This is a genomic window from Streptomyces tauricus, assembly GCF_014650955.1.
In the GTDB taxonomy this organism is placed as follows: Bacteria; Actinomycetota; Actinomycetes; order Streptomycetales; family Streptomycetaceae; genus Streptomyces; species Streptomyces tauricus.
On sequence record NZ_BMVY01000024.1, the window covers coordinates 35,686 to 56,519 of the forward strand.

9 protein-coding genes and 1 pseudogene are annotated in these 20,834 nt (G+C 72.0%); 4 read left to right on the plus strand and 6 right to left on the minus strand.

Annotated features, from left to right (window positions below; translation table 11 throughout):
• Positions 1-30: 30 nt before the first annotated feature.
• From pruA to IE278_RS29040, 3 genes are all read right to left on the minus strand, one after another.
• Entirely contained in the window at positions 31-1,662 is a 1,632-nt protein-coding gene (pruA, locus tag IE278_RS29035) for an L-glutamate gamma-semialdehyde dehydrogenase (protein ID WP_189776221.1), read from the minus strand.
• Between the two features lie 89 nt (positions 1,663-1,751).
• Entirely contained in the window at positions 1,752-1,880 is a 129-nt protein-coding gene (locus IE278_RS42985) for a hypothetical protein (RefSeq protein WP_281403191.1), read from the minus strand.
• Between the two features lie 3 nt (positions 1,881-1,883).
• Positions 1,884-2,810, minus strand: coding sequence for a proline dehydrogenase family protein (locus tag IE278_RS29040; RefSeq protein WP_189776222.1), 927 nt, complete (start codon positions 2,808-2,810; stop codon positions 1,884-1,886).
• A gap of 170 nt (positions 2,811-2,980) precedes the next feature.
• On the opposite strand from IE278_RS29040, the gene IE278_RS29045 reads away from it, so the two are divergent.
• Positions 2,981-4,294 carry a PucR family transcriptional regulator gene (locus IE278_RS29045; protein ID WP_189776223.1) on the plus strand — a complete coding sequence of 438 codons (1,314 nt, stop codon included), beginning with the start codon at positions 2,981-2,983 and terminating at the stop codon, positions 4,292-4,294.
• A gap of 6 nt (positions 4,295-4,300) precedes the next feature.
• Here the strand turns inward: IE278_RS29045 and IE278_RS29050 are convergent, their stop codons facing one another.
• The 3 genes and pseudogenes from IE278_RS29050 to IE278_RS42505 form a co-directional block, all read right to left on the minus strand.
• Positions 4,301-12,886, minus strand: coding sequence for a SpvB/TcaC N-terminal domain-containing protein (locus IE278_RS29050; RefSeq protein WP_189776224.1), 8,586 nt, complete (start codon positions 12,884-12,886; stop codon positions 4,301-4,303).
• Positions 12,887-13,260: 374 nt separating this feature from the next.
• Entirely contained in the window at positions 13,261-16,146 is a 2,886-nt protein-coding gene (locus IE278_RS42500; RefSeq protein ID WP_246570792.1) for an ATP-binding protein, read from the minus strand.
• A 254-nt stretch (positions 16,147-16,400) separates the two neighbouring features.
• Positions 16,401-17,099 (minus strand): annotated as a pseudogene (locus IE278_RS42505) (AfsR/SARP family transcriptional regulator); the annotation flags it as partial.
• Between the two features lie 252 nt (positions 17,100-17,351).
• Here IE278_RS42505 and IE278_RS29065 point away from each other — a divergent pair.
• The 3 genes from IE278_RS29065 (at position 17,352) to IE278_RS29075 (ending at position 20,833) form a co-directional block, all read left to right on the plus strand.
• A complete protein-coding gene (locus IE278_RS29065; RefSeq protein ID WP_189776225.1) occupies positions 17,352-18,479 on the plus strand; it encodes an FAD-dependent oxidoreductase in 1,128 nt (375 codons plus the stop codon).
• A gap of 67 nt (positions 18,480-18,546) precedes the next feature.
• Positions 18,547-19,248 carry an HAD family hydrolase gene (locus IE278_RS29070; protein ID WP_189776226.1) on the plus strand — a complete coding sequence of 234 codons (702 nt, stop codon included), beginning with the start codon at positions 18,547-18,549 and terminating at the stop codon, positions 19,246-19,248.
• Between the two features lie 67 nt (positions 19,249-19,315).
• Positions 19,316-20,833: an ABC transporter substrate-binding protein gene (locus IE278_RS29075; RefSeq protein WP_189776227.1), complete on the plus strand. Its 1,518-nt coding sequence runs from the start codon at positions 19,316-19,318 to the stop codon at positions 20,831-20,833.
• The last annotated feature ends 1 nt before the right edge of the window (position 20,834 follow it).

Below are 20,834 nucleotides of genomic sequence, written 5' to 3' on the forward strand. Positions count from 1 at the left end.
CGAGCCGGTCTCGACCCGTGCGGGTCGGTCTCAGCCCATGTGCGGGTACGGGTAGTCCGTCGGGGCCACCAGGGTTTCCTTGATGGCGCGGGTCAGCGTCCAGCGCATCAGGTTCTGCGGGGCGCCCGCCTTGTCGTTCGTGCCGGACGCGCGACCGCCGCCGAAGGGCTGCTGGCCGACGACGGCACCGGTCGACTTGTCGTTGATGTAGAAGTTGCCCGCGGCGTAGCGCAGCTTCTCCATCGTGTGCGCGGCGGCGGCGCGGTCGCCCGCGATGACCGAGCCGGTGAGGGCGTAGTCCGACACCGACTCCATCTGGGCCAGCATCTCGTCGTAGTTCTCGTCCTCGTAGACGTGCACGGCGAGGAACGGGCCGAAGTACTCGGTGGTGAAGACCTCGTTGGCCGGGTCGGAGCACTCGACGACGGTCGGGCGCACGAAGTAGCCGACCGAGTCGTCGTACGTGCCGCCCGCGACGATCGTGCAGGTCGGGTCCGCGGCGGCCCGGTCGATCGCGGCCTTGTTCTTGGCGAAGGACCGCTCGTCGATGACGGCGCCGATGAAGTTCGACAGGTCGGTGACGTCACCCATGGTGATGCCGTCGACCTCGGCCGCGAACTCCTCCTTGAAGCCGGAGTTCCAGATGGAGGCCGGGATGTAGGCGCGCGAGGAAGCGCTGCACTTCTGGCCCTGGTACTCGAAGGAGCCGCGGGTCAGCGCGGTCTTCAGGACGGCGCGGTCGGCGCTCGGGTGCGCGACGACGAAGTCCTTGCCGCCGGTCTCGCCGACCATGCGCGGGTAGGTGCGGTACTTCTCGATGTTGTTGCCGACCGTCTTCCACAGGTACTGGAAGGTCTTGGTCGAGCCGGTGAAGTGCACGCCCGCGAGGTCGCGGTGCTCCAGGGCGACCCCGGAGACCTCGATGCCGTCGCCGGTGACGAGGTTGATGACGCCCTTGGGCAGGCCCGCCTCCTCCAGGAGCTGCATGAGCAGCACGGCGGCGTGGGTCTGCGTCGGGGACGGCTTCCACACGACGACGTTGCCCATCAGGGCGGGGGCGGTGGGGAGGTTGCCCGCGATGGCCGTGAAGTTGAACGGCGTGATCGCGTAGACGAAGCCTTCGAGCGGGCGGTGGTCGAGGCGGTTCCACACGCCGGGCGAGTTCGCCGGCGGCTGCTCGGCGAGCAGGTCACGGGCGTACTTGACGTTGAAGCGCCAGAAGTCGACCAGTTCGCAGGGACAGTCGATCTCCGCCTGCTGGGCCGTCTTGGACTGGCCGAGCATGGTGGAGGCGGCGAGGGTCTCGCGCCACGGGCCCGACAGGAGTTCGGCGGCGCGCAGGATGATCGCGGCGCGGTCGTCGAAGGACATCGCGCGCCAGGCGGGCGCGGCGGCGAGGGCCGCGTCGACGGCGTCCTGGGCGTCCTGCTTGGTGGCGTTCGCGTACGTGCCGAGACGGGCCTTGTGGTTGTGCGGCTGCACGACGTCGAAGCGCTCGCCGCCGCCCATCCGCTTCTCGCCGCCGATGGTCATCGGCAGGTCGATCGGGTTCTCGGCCAGCTCCTTGAGCTTCGCCTCCAGGCGGGCGCGCTCGGGCGTGCCGGGGGCGTAGCCGTGCACCGGCTCGTTGACGGGGGTGGGGACCTGGGTCACTGCGTCCATGGGTTCCGTACTCCTTGATGAGCGGGTGTTTCGGGGCTCGGGCCCGTGATGGCGGCCCCCTTGCTGAAGTCCTGGGCTCGGTGCCCGGCTCAGTCCTTGGTGAGGACCGAGCGGGCGAAGAAGAGCAGGTTGGCCGGCTTCTCCGCGAGGCGGCGCATACTGTGCCTGCCCGGGGGACAGCCCCCGGACCCCCGGCCGAGAGTCTGTGTCGTCGTCATCCGTCAGCCTCGGGTCATCATGCTGCGGGCGAAGAACCGCAGGTTGGCCGGCTTCTCCGCGAGGCGGCGCATGAAGTAGCCGTACCAGTCGGTGCCGTAGGCGGTGTAGACCCGCATGCGGTGACCTTCGGCGGCGAGCCTGAGGTGCTCGTCGCTGCGGATCCCGTACAGCATCTGGAACTCGTACTCGTCGATCTTGCGTCCGGCGCGGCGTCCCAGTTCCTGCGCGATGGAGATCAGGCGCGGGTCGTGGGACCCGATCATCGGGTACCCGTCGCCCTCCATCAGGATGCGCAGCACCCGGACGTACGCCTTGTCGATCTCCGGCTTCTGCAGGTACGCGACCTCGGCGGGCTCCTTGTACGCGCCCTTCACGAGCCGTACGCGGCTGCCGCTCGCGGCGAGGCGGCGGGCGTCGGCCTCGGTGCGGAAGAGGTACGCCTGGATGACGCAGCCGGTCTCCGGGAAGTCCTTCCGCAGCTCCTCGTGGATGGCGAACATCGAGTCGAGGGTGGTGTGGTCCTCGGCGTCGAGCGTGACGGTCGTGCCGATGGCGGCGGCGGCCTCGACGACGGGCCGGACATTGGCGAGGGCCAGCTCGTGCCCGCCCTCCAGCGCCTGTCCGAACATGGACAGCTTCACCGACATCTCGGCGCGCGTCCCGAGGTCGAGCTCGGCCAGGCGCTCGACCAGTTCCAGGTAGGCGTCCCGGGCGGCCTCGGCCTGCTCGGGGGTGGTGATGTCCTCGCCGACCACATCCATGGTCAGCTCCAGGCCCTTGGCCGTGAGGTCCTGGATGATCGGCACGATCTGGTCGACGCTCTCGCCCGGGATGAAGCGGTCGACGACCGGCCTGGTCACCGGGGCCGCCGAGACGAGACGACGCATCCGGTCGCTGCGCGAGGCGGCGAGAATCACGGGACCCAGCACGGGGCACCTCCACAACAAGGCCGGCGGAAAGCCGTACCCGACCAGGTGGGTCGTTCGGATACGGCACGGAGAACCACCTGAAACCTAAGGATCGCTCCGATCGTCGGCCATCGACAGCTGTCACGCATCCGTGCCCTGGATCTCAGACAGATGTATGAGGGCGGGGAGAAATGAGCGAGAATGCCCGGGTGACGCCGGAACCAGAACCAGAGCACAGGGCAGAGCACAGGCCGGAACACCGGTCGGAGCACAGGCCGGAGCACAAGGGTGACTACCAGGAGCTGGTCGACGAGATCTCGGAGCTTCTCGGCGCCCCCGCGACGCTGGAGAACCGCGACTTCGAGCTGATCGCCTTCGGCGCGTACGACAGCGAGGGCGAGCTGGACGCCTCCGCGCTGGACCCGGTGCGCGCCCGCTCGATCCTCACGCGCCGCTCCACGGCGGCGGTCCGCACCTGGTTCGAGAGTTTCGGCATCGCACGGGCCACCGGCCCGGTCCGTATCCCGCCGACTCCGGAGGCGGGCGTCCACCGCGGCCGCGTCTGCCTCCCGGTACGCCATCGGGGTGTCGCCCTCGGCTATGTGTGGCTCCTCGCCGACGAGCCGGGCCCCACCGACCGGCAGCTCGCGGCGGCCATGGAGGTGACGCCGCGCATCGGCGCCCTGCTCGCGGACGAGGCCCAGGCGGGCGCCGACCTGAGCCGCGAACTGCGCGCCGTGCTCACCGCCGGGAGCGGCTGGCAGCGCGAGCTGGCGGTGACGGAACTGCGTACGGCTCTCGGCCCGCGCGGCGAAGGCCTCCACACCGTGCTCTGTGTGGCCGCCTGGCCCTCGGCCGACCCCGACGACGCCCCGTCCGTCCGGACGATCCCGGGCGCCACCGCGCTGTGCGCCCTCCCGTGGAACACCGACGACCAGGGGCTGGCCCTGCTGGTCCGGCTGCGCTCCCCGGATGTCCTCACTCCGGCGACGACGGCGGCCTCCCGCCTGCTGGAGAGGGCGGAGGAGGTACGGAAATCGGCCCCGGCCGGCCGGCCACCCGGCCGGCCGGCGGACGCGGGAGGGTTCGCGGCCGGGATCGCGGCCGGGATCGCCGTCCCCCGCACCGGCCTCGCCGACCTCTCCGCCGCCTGGCAGGAGGCCTCGGCCGCCGCCCGCGCGGCCCTGGCCGAGCCCCGGCTGGGCCCGGTCGCGCACTGGCCGTCGATCGGCCCGTACCGGCTGCTGTCGACGATGTCCCCGCCCGCCGCGCACGACCCGGCCGTCCGGCCGCTGCTCGCCCCCGCCCATCGCGAACTGGCCCGCACCGCCGAGGTGTTCCTCGACTGTGCGGGCCAGGCCGGCCGCGCCGCGGCGGAGCTGGGCATCCACCGCCAGACCCTCTACTACCGCCTGTCCCGCGTCGAACAGCTCACGGGCCTGGACCTGGACGACGGCGAGGACCGGCTGCTGCTGCACATGGCGATCAAGGCGCGGCGCCTCTAGGTCGGGTCAGGGGGCGAACACCATGGCTCCGGCGGCCCCGATGGCGAGGAGCACGGTGCCGAAGAACGCCAGCCTGTTGGTCTCCTCCGAGGGTGTGGGCAGCGGGACGGGGGTGGGGACGGGCACGGGTACCTCCTGTTCGATCTGCTCGGTCGTGGTGTAGGTGATGACTCCCTTGCCGGGATAGGTCTGCGAGGACTCCATCAGCACCAGGGTGTTCTCCTTGTGCCTCGACCGCTCCTCCATCGGCTCCAGGTCGAATCCGGCGGCGACGATCCGGGTGTCGCCCTTGGCGAGCAGTTGGGCCTGGAGGTTGTCCACGTACCACTTGACGTCGGTCACGCCCTGCTTCTCGGCCTTGCCGCCCTTGTTCTTGGAGTCCCACACGTAGACGAAGGTGTCGGTCCAGAGGATGAGATCGGCCCAGCCGCGGCCGACGCGGTTCTCGTCCGCGCGCCGTCCCATGCTCTGGAGGTCCATGGTCACCCTGGCCGTCGGATGGGTCTGCTCCAGCTGGCGCCCCGCCATGGTGATCGCCTGGTCGTGATGGCGGGTGAACTTCTCCAGGAGGTGCCGCCCGAGGTTGAACTCCTCCCCCTCGGGCGTGAGGCCGGAGGGATCGGTGTACCCGACGGGGTTGTCGTAGGCGTACCCGTACAGGTCGAGGTTGGCCGGGCGGCGCACCCCGCCGTTCGGTGAGCCGTCCAGATAGCCGCCGAGCGCCGGGTCCGCGGACTGCCACAGTCCGGCGCGCGCGTCGTAGTACCGCGCCCCGTGGTACGTGTAGCCGGTCTCCTCGTCCTGCTCCTTCCCGCTGAACCGGTACGGGTTGTCCGCCCCCCTGTTCTCGTCGACCCAGACCTCACCGGACGGGAAGTAGTCGAGGTGTTCCGCGACCCGGCCCTTCTCGTCCGTGCCGAACGACGTCGAGCCCAAGTGGTCGGCGTGGTAGTAGAACTGGTCCTTCTCGTAGAGCCCGAGGGGCTTCGAGGTCTTCGTGGCGATGCGGGTCGTGCCCACGAAGACGTGCTTGAACTCCTGGAGGCCCCGCGTCGAGTAGTTCTGGTTCGGGTAGAGGGCCGTCTGCGCGCCTTCCTTGACGACCCGCTTGCCGTCGGCGTCGTACGTGAAGCGGACCGTCGGCGACTTGCCGAGCTTGTCGCAGGACGACGGCTCCTGGTCCACCGTCTCGAACTTCCACAGGTCGTGGACGCAGGCCAGGCGGTTGTTCTCGTCCCAGACCTGCTGGCGGCGCGGGTGGCCGAGGGTGTCGGACTCGCTGTCGATCAGGTTGCCGTTGGCGTCGTACGACAGGGACGCCTCGCCGATCCGCGAGGGCGCGTGCGGGCTCGGGTCCTTGTACGCGTAGGTGTTCGCGTAGGTGGTGTGCTTCCGCACGTTCTCGTGACCGCCGTCCCACACGATCGCGTGGCGCTGGTCCTTGCTCGTGATGTTGTTGATCGTGTCGTAGGTGGTCGACGTCGAGTAGGTGTCGGTCTGCTTCTTGGCGAAGTCGTACGCGCCGGTCGCCTTCGTCAGGCGGTGGAGGTTGTCGTACGTGTACGTCTGGACGGTGGGCCCGCCCGACTCGGTCAAGATCCCACTGTCCGCGGCGTTCGCGGCATCGGTGGCGTCCGCGGTGGGTCCGGCCGCGTTCTCCTGGCGGGTGAGGTTGCCCACCGCGTCGTAGGTGTAGCTGAGTTTCTGGAAGGACTCGCCCTTCGGCAGCGTGGAGTCGAGCGTCGCCAGGCGGCGGTCCTCGGCGTCGTACGCGTACGACGTCGCCGTGCCGTTGCCCAGCTCGACCCGGGTCCGTTGCCCGAACTTGTCGTAGTCCAGGGACTTCAGATAGTCGTAGCCGTGGTGCTTCTTGGTGCCCGTCGCCGCGGTGACCTGGCCACCGCTGTCGTAGGTGTACTCCAGTTCCTCGCCGTCGGGATACGTCAGCGACAGGACCCTGCCGAAGCTGTCGTAGCGGTAGCCGGTCGTGAACACGCTGGTGGTGTGGAGGGGCCCCGGCAGCGTGCGGGTCTCCTCGACGACCTCGCCCAGCGGGCCGTACTGCCGTGTCACCGACCCGGCGGCGTCCTCGGTCTTCTTCACACGGCCCGCGGTGTTGTACTTGGCGCCGGGATCGCCGTACTCGTACCGGACGTCGTTGTCCTTGAAGACCGGGTGGTCGACCTTCACCAGCCGGTTGAAGTCGTACTCGTACTCGATCGCCTTGTGCTTCCTGGCCAGGTTGGCGGTGATCGTGCGGACCACGTTGCCCGCCGGGTCGTGGACCGTCGTGGTGCGGCCCGCGTCCGGGGAGTCGACGACCGTACGGCGGCCGAAGTCGTCGTACTCGCTCGTCGTCGTGTTGTTCTCGTCGTCCACGACCTTCGTCAGCTGTCCGACCGCGTCGAAGGCGTACGAGGTCCAGATCGGCGGGTCGCCCTTCTTCGCGCCCGGTTCCCGTATCGCGGTCTGCTGTTTGCGCACATCCACATAGGTGCGCGTCTGGTTGTCCTTCGCGTCGGTCGCCACCGTCTCGAACTGCGGCCTGCCCGCCCGGTCCTTGCCGAAGCCGTAGGCGAGGGAGGTCACCGACCCGTCCGGCAGCTCCGTGCGCAGCGCGCGGTCCAGCACGTCGTAGCCGATCTCGGCCGGACGGACCGTGTCGACGGCCGGGTTGTACGCCGTGTTCGCGGCGCCCTTCGGTTCGGTGACCGGGTAGTACTGCTTCACGACCCGGCCGAGGACGTCGTAGACGCCGCGGCCGGAGACGGTCATCACGTCCTTGCCCGCGACCTCGGCGTCCTTCTTCGTCTGGACGACCCTGCCGAGACCGTCGACGAAGGTGACCGTGTCGATGGTGTCGTGCTCGACCTTGCCGTCCGCGGCGCGGTCGAGGTGGCGGGTGACCGCGTACGGGACGTCGGCCCCGGGGTGGTAGGCGAAGGCGATGGTCGGGCGGTCCGCCTTGTGGTCGTGCGGGCCGGTCACCGAGGTCACCCGGCCGGCCTGGTCGTACGTGGTGCGGATCTTCTGGTCGTTGATGTCGGTGGACTCGGTCCGCAGGCCGAAGCGGAGGTCGTACTCCTCCGTCGAGCGGTAGCCGAAACTGTCCTTCGTGGACGTCACGTACGTGCCCGTCGGACCGTCGTACTCGTAGGTCAGCCGGAAGCGCTGACCCCGGTGGTTCTCCGGGGACTTCACCGACTTCAGCGTGCCGGTGTCGTGGTACTCCAGGTCGGTGACGGCCTTCTCGCCATGGGTCTGCTCGGCGGTGTGCCGGGTGACGTCACCCGTCGCGCAGTCCACCTCGGACGCTCGCGAGCGCATCTTCTTGCCGCCGCCGTACACCTCCACGGCGCGGGCGATGCCGACGATATGGGTGTCGGCGCACTCGGTGTACCGGGTCCTCGTCTCCACGTCGTCCGCGGCGCCCGGTTCGCCGTGGTCGGTCGTGCGGATGACGTTGCCGAGGTCGTCGTACGACAGTTCCTTCGACGTGCTCTTGCCGGGTGCCGCCCCGCCCTCGTACCAGCGTGACTCGGTCTTCGTCAGGCGGGGGAAGAGGGTGGCGCGGGTCGAATTGCCGTCCGCGGGCTCGCCGGTGGTGATGTCCCGCAGGTCGTAGGTGTTGACCGTCTCGGTGAACAGGGCGCCCGAGCTGTCCGCCACCGTCCGGCGCTCCACGAGGCCGCGCGTGTAGTGGCTGCGGGTGTCGTACTCGGTGGTGGCGGTGCGCTGCCCGTCCTGGCTGGTGGCGACGGTGCCGTAGCCGCGGAACTCGCGCTCCGGACGGTCGTACTCGCCGCCCCGGTAGGTGAAGGCGAACGACTGGGTGTCGGGGCCGTCGCCGGACAGGTCGTCGTGCACCTTCGCGCCGCTCAGCAGCCAGCGGGTGGCGGGCTGGTCGTAGGTGTTGCCGTCGCGCGTGTAGTCGAGGTCGATGCGCGAACCCAGCGGCCGGGACACCGTCTTGAGGAGGTTGGTGCGGCCCGTGCGGTTGGCGGCGACGGTCAGCTCGCTGTCCTTCGTGGAGGCGAGGTGGTCGGCGAGCCCGTCGCCGTCGATGTCACGCAGCATCTGCTCGGCGCGTGAGGCACCGGTCGAGACGCTGGCGCCCGGGTTGGTGATGACGCAGCCGGTCACGAACAGCGTGCAGAAGGGGATCGTGAAGTAGGCGCCGCCGCCGAGCTTGGCGTTGGAGTCCTTGTTGATCCCGTCCAGGCTGCCCTTGAACGGCACCGGGTCGGCGAAGCCGGAGCCGGTGTTGAGGGCGACCCTGATCGGCTCGCCCGCGAGGACGCGGTCGGCGCGGCCGTCGCCGTTGACGTCGACCAGGGAGTTCTTGGTGGACGACGTGGTCTGGTCGAAGGAGGCGCCGCCGCCGAAGCCGTAGAAGTCGGTCTCGAAGCCGATGTTGAGGCCCGAGCTGGAGCTGGTGCCCTCGTTGATCTTCCCGCCGGGCCAGGGTTCGGCGGCGGCGAAGCGGTAGCCGAGGTTGAGGGCGGCGCGGCCGTCCTCGAAGACGCGGTCGGGGAGTTGGTCGCCGTTGATGTCCAGCAGGTCGAAGCGGCCGTCGGACTTTCCGCTGCCGAGGTTGCCGCCGACGCCCAGCGGGGGCATGTCGTTGCCGGAGGTCGCGGTGTTGGCGGTGCCCGTGGCGGGCGGGGCGACATGGCCGCGGCCGGTGGTGAGGGTGCGGGCGGCGCTGCCCGCGTTGGCGTTGCCGGTGACGTTGTCCGACTCGCGCACCGCTCCGCCGGGGACGTTCCCCTTGGTGTCGCCGAGGACGCCGGTCGGTTCGGTGTACTGCACACCGGCGGAGCCGACGACGTCCGGGTAGCTGTCGCCGTTCATGTCGAGGTAGTCGAGGACGCCCTGGGAGGTGCCGAAGGCGACGCTGCCGCCGACGGTTCCCACGCCGCCGCCGATCGAGCCGGTCAGGGAGATCTGCTCGGACTCGGAGATGCGGGGCACGGCCTGCACGGAGGCCAGGGACTCGGCGGTCGGCAGGCCGATGGTCTGTCCGCCGTAGCGCGAACCGGCCACCTTGTCCGCGGCCACCCACACATCACCGGACGTCCAGCGGCCCTGTTCCCGGTCGGGGGTGAACGGCACCACGTCCGGCGGGGTGATCCGCGGGTCCCGCTCGAACTCCTCGCGCTCGGCCACCGGGTCCACGTCGTCGGGCAGCCGGTCGGGGATGGACTCGCCGGTCAGGTCGCCCTGTCTGACGGGCTGTTCGGCGCGGTCGCCGTTGCCGTTGTAGCCGACGGCGGCCCAGCCGCGGTACGGACGGGCGAAGACACCCTCGGTGGCGCGGCTGTGCACGGTGGCGGCGACGGTGTCCTCGCCCACGGTCACCTCCGCCGAGGTGACCCCGGCCCCGGTGACGTCGAAGTACAGGGCTTCGCCCGCCTCGGCCTCGACCCGCAACGACGGCGGCTCACCACCGAGCCGCACGGTCTCCTTGGCGAGCAGCCCACCGCGCTTCTTCACCGTGAGGACGGCGGTCCCGGAGCCGCCCTCGATCCGCGGGGTGACGGTGAACGTGCCACCGGGGGCGCTGTACGGGCGCTGCGGCTCGCCCCGGGTCGTATAGGTGTCGATGTCGTACGGCGGGCTGAACTTCGCCTCGCCCTCCACGCCTTCGGCCTCGGTGTACTCGGCCTGCGGCGCCCACTCCACCTTGCCGATGTCGATCGGTGAGTCCGTCCGGATCCGCCAGGACAGGTTCTGCCCCTTGGTGACGGCGACCGTGGCGCCGACGTCGAAGGTCCCGGTCTCGGCGGCGCCGATGGTCCGCTCCACCACCGGATCGCCGCCCTTGCTGATCAGGACGGTGAGGTCGTCGGTGGTGGCCGCCGTCTTCTTCAGATCACCGGTCAGCCGCAGGGTGCCGGCCGCCGGTGCTTCGACACTCCCGGCGCGCCCGGTGAGGGTGAAGTCCTCTGACGCCCTGTACGAGTGCAGCGGCAGGCCGTTGGCGTCGCTCGCCTCGAAGCCGGTGTACGCGATCGCCGGGTCCCAGGCGACCTGGTCGGCGGCGCCGTCGAAGACCGAGCCGACCCGGAAGTACAGCTGGTCGCCCTGCTCGACCTCGATCGCGTCGACGCCCTCGGGGGTGCGCGGGGTGCGGTCGTCCTCCTCGATACGGGCCGACCACAGCTCCCGGTTCTCGTGCTGGACGGCCACCCGGACGCCGTCGGGGTCGGCGAACTCGGGCAGTTCCCCGGCGACTTCCGCCAGGGCCACGGTGCCGGTGACGGCCACCGTGCCGTCGTACGGCGCGGTCCACCGGCGCACCGAGTCCACCAGCGGGAAGGAGGCGATCCGGCGTTCGCGCTCGGCGGTCAGGTCGGGCAGTGTGCCCTCGGCGTCCACCGTGCCGGTGCCGATCGGCTCGGGGGTGTCGGCGGCCGACCCGTAGGTCACCTCGCCGTCGGCGCCGACCCGGCCGAACACCACGGCGGAGCCATTGACGAGGTCCACCACACCGTCGGCGTTGACGTCGGCGAAGTAGCGCCGGGTGGTGGAGACGGTACTGACGTGGTCCAGTTGCTGGGCGCCCGCCAGATAGCTCTCGATACCGGCGGTGCGGCTGCTGGTGGACTCGCGGTAGAGGCCCGGCAGGTTGTGCAGTGCGGTCGTGGTGGCAGCGAACTTCGGCTCGCCGCCCGGCCGGGACAGGTTCTTGCGGAAGACATGACCGTCGCCGCGCTCGAACACCTTGTCCGGCAGGTTGTCGCCGTCCACGTCGAGCAGAGCCAGCAGTCCCTCGTCGGTGGACCGGTTGAAGCCCGCCTTGACACCGGCGGAGCCGCTCTTCGAACGGTTCGAACCGAAGCCGACGTACAGGTGACCGCCGGCGCCGGTGGAGGTGTTGCCGTTCAGCGCACCGGCCTCACCGGCGCCCGAACGCACCCCGTCCACACGGCCGTTGCGCACGTTGTCGTCCGGCGAGAACCAGTCGACCTTCGCGAACGCGTCGTACGCGCCGTCGGCGTCGCGGATGTCGTCGTAGTAGGAGAACTCGTGCTCGGTGAAGACCTTGCCGTCGGCGTCGAGCTGCGCGACCGACTTCAGCAGCGTCTTGTGGAACGCGCCCTCGCGGTAGGCGAGTTCGTAGCCGCGCACCAGCTCGTCGTGGAACCGGACCTCGATGCGGCGGAGCAGGTCGGCGGTGACCCGCTTGAAGCCGCCGCGCGCGTCGATGGACACGTCCGCGCGACGCGGCTCGCCCAGCTCACGGTCCCGGACGAACGTCACCGTGTAAGGGCCGTCGGTGTCCCCGTGCCCGGTCCAGGCGATCTTCTTGACGTACAGCTCGCGCCCCGCGACGGTCCCGCCCGCCACGCCGGCGTCCTCGACCGCCGTGTAGCTGTACCGCACGGTGTTGCCGTGCGGATCGCGCACCTCACGCAGCGCCCAGGAGAAGACGCTGCCGCTGTCGTCCGTGAGTTGAGCCCCCTCGCCACCGTAGACATAGCGGACCCCGGACTTGTCGGTCACCTCCCAGCCGTACGTCTTCGGGGAGTCCCCGGTACGCACGATGCGCGCGAAGCCGCCCTCGACACGGGTGTGGAAGACCTTGTCGCCCTCGCTGCGCGGCTGCGGTTCGGCGCGGTGCGCGACCGGGGTGAGCTGTTCGCCGCCCAGGACGTACGTCTCGGTCTCCTTGGCCGTGTCGTAGCGCGGCACACCCCAGCGGGTGTCGATGGAGATCGACGGCGTCGTGAGTTCCCAGCCGCTGCCCAGCCAGCTGTCGGCGCCGGCGGAGGAGTAGCCGATGGAGAGCGCGGGCCCTGTTCCCGCACGCCCGGCGGGCAGCTCCAGCGGGTACGAGAGCCGGGCGTCACCCTGGTTGTTGGCGGCCGGGGCGGCGATCTGCTCGATACCGGCGGTGGGGTCGGCGGCCTGGATGCCCTTGATCTTGTTCGGGTCGTGGCTGATCTGCTCGGGGCCCTCGGGCGCGGTGACGGTGGCGTTGACCATGTCGGTGAAGTGGTCGGTGCGCGAGACGACGACCTGCTTCTCCTCGTCGACCGCGAGCCGCTCCAGCGGCTGCCAGCAGTCGGCGGTCTCGTCGTAGTAGAACGTCCGCACGTCCTCGGGCGCGAGCCCCGCCGTCCTCACCGCGTCGGGGTCGTACGGGAGGGTCACCGTGATGTCGCCCTCGAAGGTGTGCGGGGTCGGTGTGAACCGGTAACCGCTCGGGCCCTCGGTCATGTTGTCCATGCCGGAGCCGAGGCTCGGCATGCTGCTCCCGGTCAGCGGCTGGACGCCGATCTCCGTCGGCTTGTCCACCGCCTCCGGCGCCAGCGCCACCTCGGCGCCGTCGCGGGCGACGCGCTTGGTCACCCCGGTGCCCGGGACGACCCACTCCTTGGTGACCGAAGCGGACTCCGCGGCGATCGGCCCCTTCGCCGTCGCCTCCGACCCCGGTACGCAGCCGCCCAAGGGCTGCACATTGGCCACTGGTGCTGGTGCTGGTTCGCCGGCCCGCCAGACGCTGCCGGACAGCAGCGAGACGAGCAGGGCGAACCCCAGTAACAGCGGAAGCGAACGTCTATGTCCCCACACCCGACCGGCCATGATGCGGCCCGACCCTTCAGCAGCGGCTAATTCGGCAGGTTGCGCTGTTCCGGAGGGATCCGGTGGGTGTCGCAGCAGGTGCCACAGCGGGTGCCACAGCGGGCTGTTCATACACAGAAAACACACACCGAACACACGTGCACCACATAGTCGGGTCGACGTGTACACGTCACCAGTGGAAAACTCGCCGGGGTGGGGGCGGGTTTGGGCCATTGGGGGGGTGGGGGACGGTTCGGCTTGCCGACCGACGGTCGGGCGGGCGAGCGGGTCACCGAGCAGTCGGCCGGGCGAGGGCGGGGTGGCCTCGGTCCGGGCGAGCTGTCGCCCTTGGTTGCCCGGGTTGCCGGGTGGCCGGGGTGGACCGGGCAGCCCGGTTACCCAGGGAGGCGGGCAGGGTCGACCACCGTCGTGGCCGTCCGCGCGTCCAGGTCCCACCCCTGCTCGTACGCCGCCGCGAAGGCCGCGGCCCCCAGCGCGGCCCGCCCCCGGCGGGTGAGGTCGCGCACCTGCCGGTCGGTCCGGTCGTGCGCGCCGCGCAACCGGGCGGCGGCGCCGAGCAGGACGGCCGCCTCCCGCGGACACCCCCGCGCCTCGGCGAGCGCGGCGACGGTCACCGCCACCAGCGAGAGGTTCGGCAGGTCCCCGGTCTCCAGTGCCGCCGCGTACGCCCGCACCAGCGCCTGCCGCGCGCCCGCCGTATCCCCCGTCTGCAGGCACAGCGCGGCCCGTGCGCTGCCGACCAGCGCCCGCGCGTGGTCACCGGGGAACGCGCGGGCGCCGGCAGAGGGCGGCGGATCGGCGTACAGACCCCGTTCGGCGCCGTCGAGGAGGTCCCGCGCCCGGTCCAGGTCGCCGAGCCGCACCCGCAGGACGGCCTCCCAGGCGTCGACCAGGAACCGCGTCTCCGGCGAGTTCGCGCGCAGCGCGCGTTCCCGGGCCGAGTCGATGGTCGCGCTCACCACGTCGGTGTCGCCGCGCCGCAGATGCAGATCGATCCAGCGCAGATCGCCGAAGACCTCGTCGCCGAGGCTGAGCGGGCCGAACTCGCCCGCCAGGGAACGGGCTTCCCGCAGGTCGGCGAGCGCGCCGTCGAGATCGTCGTCGTACTGGCGCAGGAGGGCGCGCATCGGGAGCGCGTCGGCCAGGCCCCAGCGGTCGCCGACCTGCCGGAAACAGGCCAGGGCCGCCTCCACTTCGGGGCGTACCTCGTCGAGCAGGCCGGCGTTCTCGGCGAACTGGGCCCGGAACATACGGGCCATCCCGGCCAGCCATACGTCGTCGCCGTCGGCCAGCCGCCCGACGATCGCGGGCACGGCCCCCTCCCCGCGCAGGAACGCGAGGGGAAGCGCGGCGAGCGCGCCGTACGGCCCGGGCAGCTCCGGGTACGCGAGCAGCCGGTCGGCCACCTCGCGTATCCGGGCCCGGTCGTCGGCGGCCGGTTCGGCGCTCGCCCCCGGCCGGGTGCCGATCCGGTTGAGCAGGTGGATCGCCCGGGCGCAGTCGCGGTCGGGCGTCGCCCCGCCGCCGGGCACCGCCAGTGCCTCGCCCAGCCAGTAGGCCGCGTCGGAGTGCAGGCCGAGCATCTGCCAGTACCAGGTCAGGTTCAGCGCGAGGGAGACCGCGCCGTCGGCGTCGCCCTTGTCGCAGCGCCGGCGCAGGGCGGCGAGGGTGTTGTCGTACTCGGCGCGGATGATCCGCACGGCCGCCGTCTGACCTGGCCCGCGCAGCAGCGGTTCGCACCGGGCCAGCAAATCGGCGAAGTGATCGGCGGCCAGGTCACGGACGGCCCCGAGCTCGTCCGCCTCGACGAGACGGCCGGTGCCGTACTCACGCAACGTCTCCAACATCCGGTAACGCCCCGGCACGGGCGCTGGCACCGCGACGCCAGACACCGCGCTCCCGCCGAACAGCGGCACCCGCCGCGCACTCAAGGAGTCGCCCCACCCGGAGGTCGAGGATGCGCGACCGAAACTCGCAGGCGGGCGGCCGGGATCCGAGGACGCACGACCGGAACCCGCAGGCAGGCCGCCGGACCCCGAGGATGCCCGACCAGAACCCGCAGGGGTGCGGTCGTCGGCTGAACGGGTGCCGCAGGACGTCGAGGGAGCGCGGCCGGAGCTCGAAGGCGCACGGCCGTCGGCTGAAGGGGGGTAGCCAGAAGTCCCCGTAGCGGACGGACTTGGTCCGTCGGCCGGTCCGGCGGAGGGGCTCCCGCCACCCGGACCGGGCAGAGCCGGTGCGAAGGCAGGGGCGCCCCCACCGCCCAGGCCGGGCGAAGCCGGTGCGAAGGCGGGGGCGTCCCCACCGCCCAGGCCGGGCGAAACCGGCGCGAAAGCGGGGGCGTCGGCCCCGGGCCCCGTCGGGGTGGGCGTCGGCGGTTGCGGTGCCAGGTGCAGCAGCGACCGGTCGACCAGGGCGGCGAGCAGCGCCGGGATCTCGGCGGGCGGCACCGCGGTGCCGGCGCAGAGCGCGGTGGCCGAAGCCACCGTCACGCCGCCGGGCAGGACCGAGACCCGGTCGGCGACCGTACGCTCGTGCTCGCTCAGCAGATCCCAGCTCCAGGCGATGACGGCCCGCAACGTGCGATGCCGGGGCAGCGCGCTACGGCTGCCGGTGCCGAGCAGCGCGAACCGGTCCGAGAGCCCGTCGGCGAGCTCCGGCAGCGACAGCGTCCGCAGCCGGGCCGCGGCCAGTTCGAGAGCCAGCGGCATCCCGTCCAGGCCGCGCACCACCCGCCGGACCTCGGCCAGGGTCGTCCCGTCGACCTCGAAGCCGGGGCGCACCGCGGCGGCCCGCTCGGCGAACAGGCGTACCGACGCCGCCCGCCGCGCCTGCCCGACATCGTCGTGCGGGCCGGGCAGCGCGAGCGGGCCGAGCGGTACGAGCGCCTCCCCGTCGACCGCGAGGGGTTCACGGCCGGTGGCGAGGACACGCAGCCCGGAGCAGCGGGACAGCAGGGCCGCGACCAGGTGGGCCACCGGCTCGATCAGGTGCTCGCAGTTGTCGACGAGCAGCAGGCTCTCCCGGCCGCGCAACCGCTCGACGAGTACGTCCAGGTCGTCGCCCTCGCCCCGGTTCCCGGCCTCGAACACCGTGCCGCCACGCGACCCGATCGCGGCGAGCAGGGCCGCGCCGACCTTGGCGGGCTCGGTGACCGGGGCGAGGTCGGCCAGCCAGGCGCCGTCGCGGTAGGCGTGCCGGTGGCGGCGGGCGGCCTCGACGGCGAGCCGGGTCTTTCCTGCGCCGCCGGGACCGACCACGGTGACCAGGCGCCCGGCGGCGAGCAGCGTTTCGATCCGGGCGAGGTCGTCGTCCCGGCCGATGAAACTGGTCCACGGCGCGGGCAGGTTGCCCGGCCCGTACGGCGTCGGCGCCCGGCCCGTACGGCGTCGGCGCCCGGGGCGGACTGCTCGGGGCGCCCGGACCGTTCGGGGCGCGGCGACCGCTCGGGGCGCAGGAGCCGCAGATGGCGTTCGCGCAGGGCGGTGCCCGGGTCGGTGCCGAGGTCGTCGGCCAGGGTGCGGCGGACCCGCTCGTACAGGGCGAGGGCCTCGGCCCGGCGGCCCTGGGCGGCGAGCGCGTCCATGAGCAGCGCGGCGGCACGCTCGTGGAGGGGGTGGTCGGCGAGCAGCGCGGTCAGCCGGGCGGCGGCAGTATCGGCGTGGTCGCCCGGGTGCAGCGTCAACTCGGCCTCGGCGAGGTCCGCGACGGCCTCGACCGAGACATGGGCCAGCCGGGTCGCCGCGGCGGGCGCCACCGTGGCGACGACCGCGGGTTCGGTACCGGCGCGGTCGCCCCACAGCGCCAGGGCCTCACCGAGCACGGTCGCCGCGCCCCGCGGATCGCCTGCGCGCAGACGGTCCCGGCCGGCGGCGGCGAGCTGCTCGAACCGCAGGGCGTCCACGTCAGCGGCGGCCACGTCCAGCAAGTAGCCGCCCGCGAGTTGGGTGACGAGGGCGGCCGAGCCGAGGGTCCGGCGCAGCCGTGAGACGAGAGCTTGCAGGGCGTGCGCGGGACCGGCCGGCGGGTCCTCGGCCCAGATCGCGTCGACCAGGACCCCTTGGGCGACCGCACGACCACCGGCGAGCGCCAGCCGTACGAGCAGAGCCTGCAGCCGCGCACCCGGTACGGGCAGGGCCGCTCCGTCGCCACGGGACACGGACGCCTGAAGCGCGCCGAGCAGCGTGATGCGAAGCCGCGCGTCCCCGTCCATCGCCCCATCTTCGCGCGCGCCCGCCCCAACTCCCAACCGGGCCCGGACCCAGCCCCCGCAGCCACCGCGCAGCCACGCGTCAGCCGCTGTCAGCGCCACGTGAGCCCCGTGTGAGCGCCCCCCGGCAGTCTTCGGTCCACCTGATCCCGCAGGGGGCCGACCCCAACGGACCGACCGCCCCCGACCCCGACCTCGATCCCTATCCCGATCTCGATCCCGATCCCTATCCCGATCTCGGAGGAAACCATCACCATGAACAACCCCGTCACCATCATCGGCGCCGGACTCGGCGGCCTCACGCTCGCCCGCGTCCTGCACGTCCACGGCATCCCGGCCACGGTCCACGAGGCCGAGTCCTCCCCTTCGGCGCGCGCCCAGGGCGGGATGCTCGACATCCACGACTACAACGGCCAACCGGCGCTGCGGGCGGCCGGCCTGACGGAGGAGTTCCGCGGCATCGTCCTGGAGGGCCGCCAGGCGATACGCGTCCTGGACCCGGACGGGACGGTCCTCCTCGACCAGCCCGACGACGGTACGGGCGGGCGCCCGGAGGTGCAGCGCAGCGAGCTGCGACGCATCCTGCTCGACTCGCTGCCCGCCGGTACGGTCCGCTGGGGACAGCGGGCCGACACCGTACGCGCCCTCGGCGGGGGCCGTCACGAGGTGGCCTTCGCCGACGGCACCAGCGTGGTGACGAGCCTGCTGGTCGGCGCGGACGGCGCGTGGTCCCGGGTCCGCCCGCTGCTCTCCGACGCCACGCCCCAATACACCGGCAGTTCGTTCGTCGAGACGTACCTGTTCGACGCCGACACCCGGCACCCCGCGGCCGCGCAAGCGGTCGGTGGCGGATCACTGTACGTGCTCGGCCCGGACGGAAAGATGATCTCCGCCCACCGGGAGAGCGGCGGGACCCTGCACACCTACGTGACCCTGACCGAGCCGCAGGAGTGGTTCGACGGCGTCGACTTCGCCGATGCCGCCGCGGCCGGCGCACGGATCGCCGAGGAGTTCACCGGCTGGGCGCCCGGGCTCACCTCCCTCATCACCGACAGCGACACTGCGCCGGTCCTGCGCCCCCATCACACGCTGCCGGCCGGGCACCGGTGGGACAGGACGCCCGGGGTGACGCTGCTCGGGGACGCCGCCCACCTGGCGGCCCAGGACGGCGAGGGCGCCAACCTGGCCATGCAGGACGGCGCGGAACTGGGCAAGGCCCTCGCCGCCCGCCCCGACGACATCGAGTCCGCGCTGTCCGCGTACGAGCGCGCCCTGTTCCCCCGTATCGCCGCGGCCACCGACGCGTCCGAGGCCGCCAACCAGGGCACACCCACGTCCGAGGACCTGATCGCCTTCTTCCGCCGGGACGACCAGCCCGTATGACCCCGCACCGACGCGCCGCGGCCGCTTCGCCCCGCCCGGCCGCGCACGTCGTGATGCACTCCCGGACATGCCTCTGCTGATGCTCGATCTCGACAACACGCTCGTCGATCGCGACGCCGCCTTCCGGGAGGCGGCGTCCGCGTTCCTCACCGACCACCGGCTCCCCGTGGACGACCTCGCGTGGCTGATGTCCGTCGACGGGAGCGGTTACACACCGAGGGACGAGGTCGCCCGGGCCATGGCCGCCCGCTACGGGGCAGCCGTCTCGGCGGCATCCGTCCGGGACCTCCTCGACCGGGGGGCGGCCGATCGCGTCGTACTGGCGGAAGCCGTGCGCGCGGCACTCGTCGCGGCCGTCGACGCCGGGTGGACCTGTGTGATCGTCACCAACGGCCGCGTCGGGCAGCAGGAAACGAAGATCCGGCGCACCGGTCTCGACCGGATCGTCCACGGATGGGTGATCTCCGAGGCGGTCGGCTGCAAGAAGCCGGCGCCGGAGATCTTCCGGGCAGCGGCGGCCGTCGCCGGGCCCTCCCAGGACGGAACCTCCCTGAACGAGGCCTGGCTGCACGGGGCCTGGCTCATCGGCGATTCGCCGCACGCCGACATCGGCGGCGCGAGCGCGCTCGACGGCGTGCGCAGCGTGTGGGTGTCGGCCGGCCGGCCGTGGACCGACACGACGTGCCGGCCCACGCACATCACCGCCGACACCGCGTCCGCCCTCACCTACGTCGTCGAGCACCCCGGCGACACCGGAGGCCATTACTGAAAACGATTATCATCATGCTACGGTCGGCGCACCTCTCCATTGACCAGCCCTTTACCCGGAGTGCTCCGTGCGCCTGCCCACCCGTCTTCTCCCCCTCTCCGCGGCGACCGCGGCCTCCACACTGCTGCTGACCGGCTGTTTCTCGGGACCGGCCACCGACGGATCCTCGAACGGCGAGGGCGACGGCAACGGCGCCGCCGACGGCAAGCGCGTACGCGTCGCGATGATGAACCCGCCGCGCTCCGGCCTCTCACCCCTCTCCGACGACGCGTTCAAGCTGTCGCGCTGGTCGGCCGCCGAGACCCTGGTGACCCTCGACGCGGACGGTGACGCCGAGCCCGCGCTCGCCACCGGATGGCAGCAGGACGGCCGGACCTGGACCTTCGGGATACGCGAGGGCGTCACCTTCCACGACGGCACACGGCTCACCGCCGAGTCCGTCGTCCGCTCGCTCACCCGGGCCGCCACCGCCTCGCCCAAGCCGCGCATCCTCGACGGCGTGGAACTGACCGTGCGGGCCGACGGGGACTCGGTCACCGTCACCACCGCCGACGAGGACCCGCTCGTCCCGCAGCGGCTGAGCTCGCCGCAGCTGTCGATCCTGGCGGCGAAGGCGTACCGGGGGAAGACCGTCAGCCCGGTCGGCGCGGGCACCGGCCCCTTCGAGCTGACGAAGGTGAACGGCACCTCGTCCGCCACCCTCGACCGCTACGACGGCTACTGGGGCGGCCGGGCCAAGTCCCCCGGCATCGACGTGAAGTTCGTGCCGGACGGCACCGCCCGCGCCGCCACCCTGCGCAGCGGCGAGGCCGACATCGTCGAGGCCGTACCGGTGTCGCAGGCCGCGCTGCTCGACGAGGAACTGGTCACCGAGGTGCCCATGCCGCGCACCAACACCCTGTATCTGAACACCGCCGACGGCCCCTTCGAGGACGCCGCGCTGCGGGCCGCCGCCCGTGAGGCCGTCGACGCCGAGTCGATCGTCAAGGGCGTGTACGAGGGCCGGGCCGACGTCGCGAAGGGCCTGCTGGGCCCCGCCCTCCCCTGGGCCGCCGGCCTGCGGAAACCGGCCGAGCGGGTCAAGTCCGCGGCCCCGGAGGGGAAGAAGATCACCATCGGTACGTTCACCGACCGCGCCGAACTGCCCGAGGTGGCGCAGGCGCTGCAACAGCAGCTCCAGAAGGCCGGGTTCGAGGTGAAGCTGGACGTCCGCGAGTACGCGAACATCGAATCCGACGCGCTGGCGGGCGAGTTCGACGCGTTCATCCTCTCCCGGGCGACGATTCTCGACTCGGGCGACCCGGCCGCGTACCTCTACAGCGACTTCGCCGCGGAGGGCTCCTTCAACATCTCCCAGCTGTCCGACGAGAAGGTCGACGCGGCCCTGGACAAGGCGGCCGGGACGAGGACCGGTGACGCCCGCCGCCGGTCGGTCATCGACGCGGAGGCCGCGGTGCTGGCCACCGACGCGGCGATCCCGATGCTGCACGAGCGTGTGATCCAGGGTGACGCGGCCGGTGTCGTGGACGTCGAGCACGACCCGCGCGAACGGGCCCTGGTCACCGCCGACACCTACGTCAAGTGAC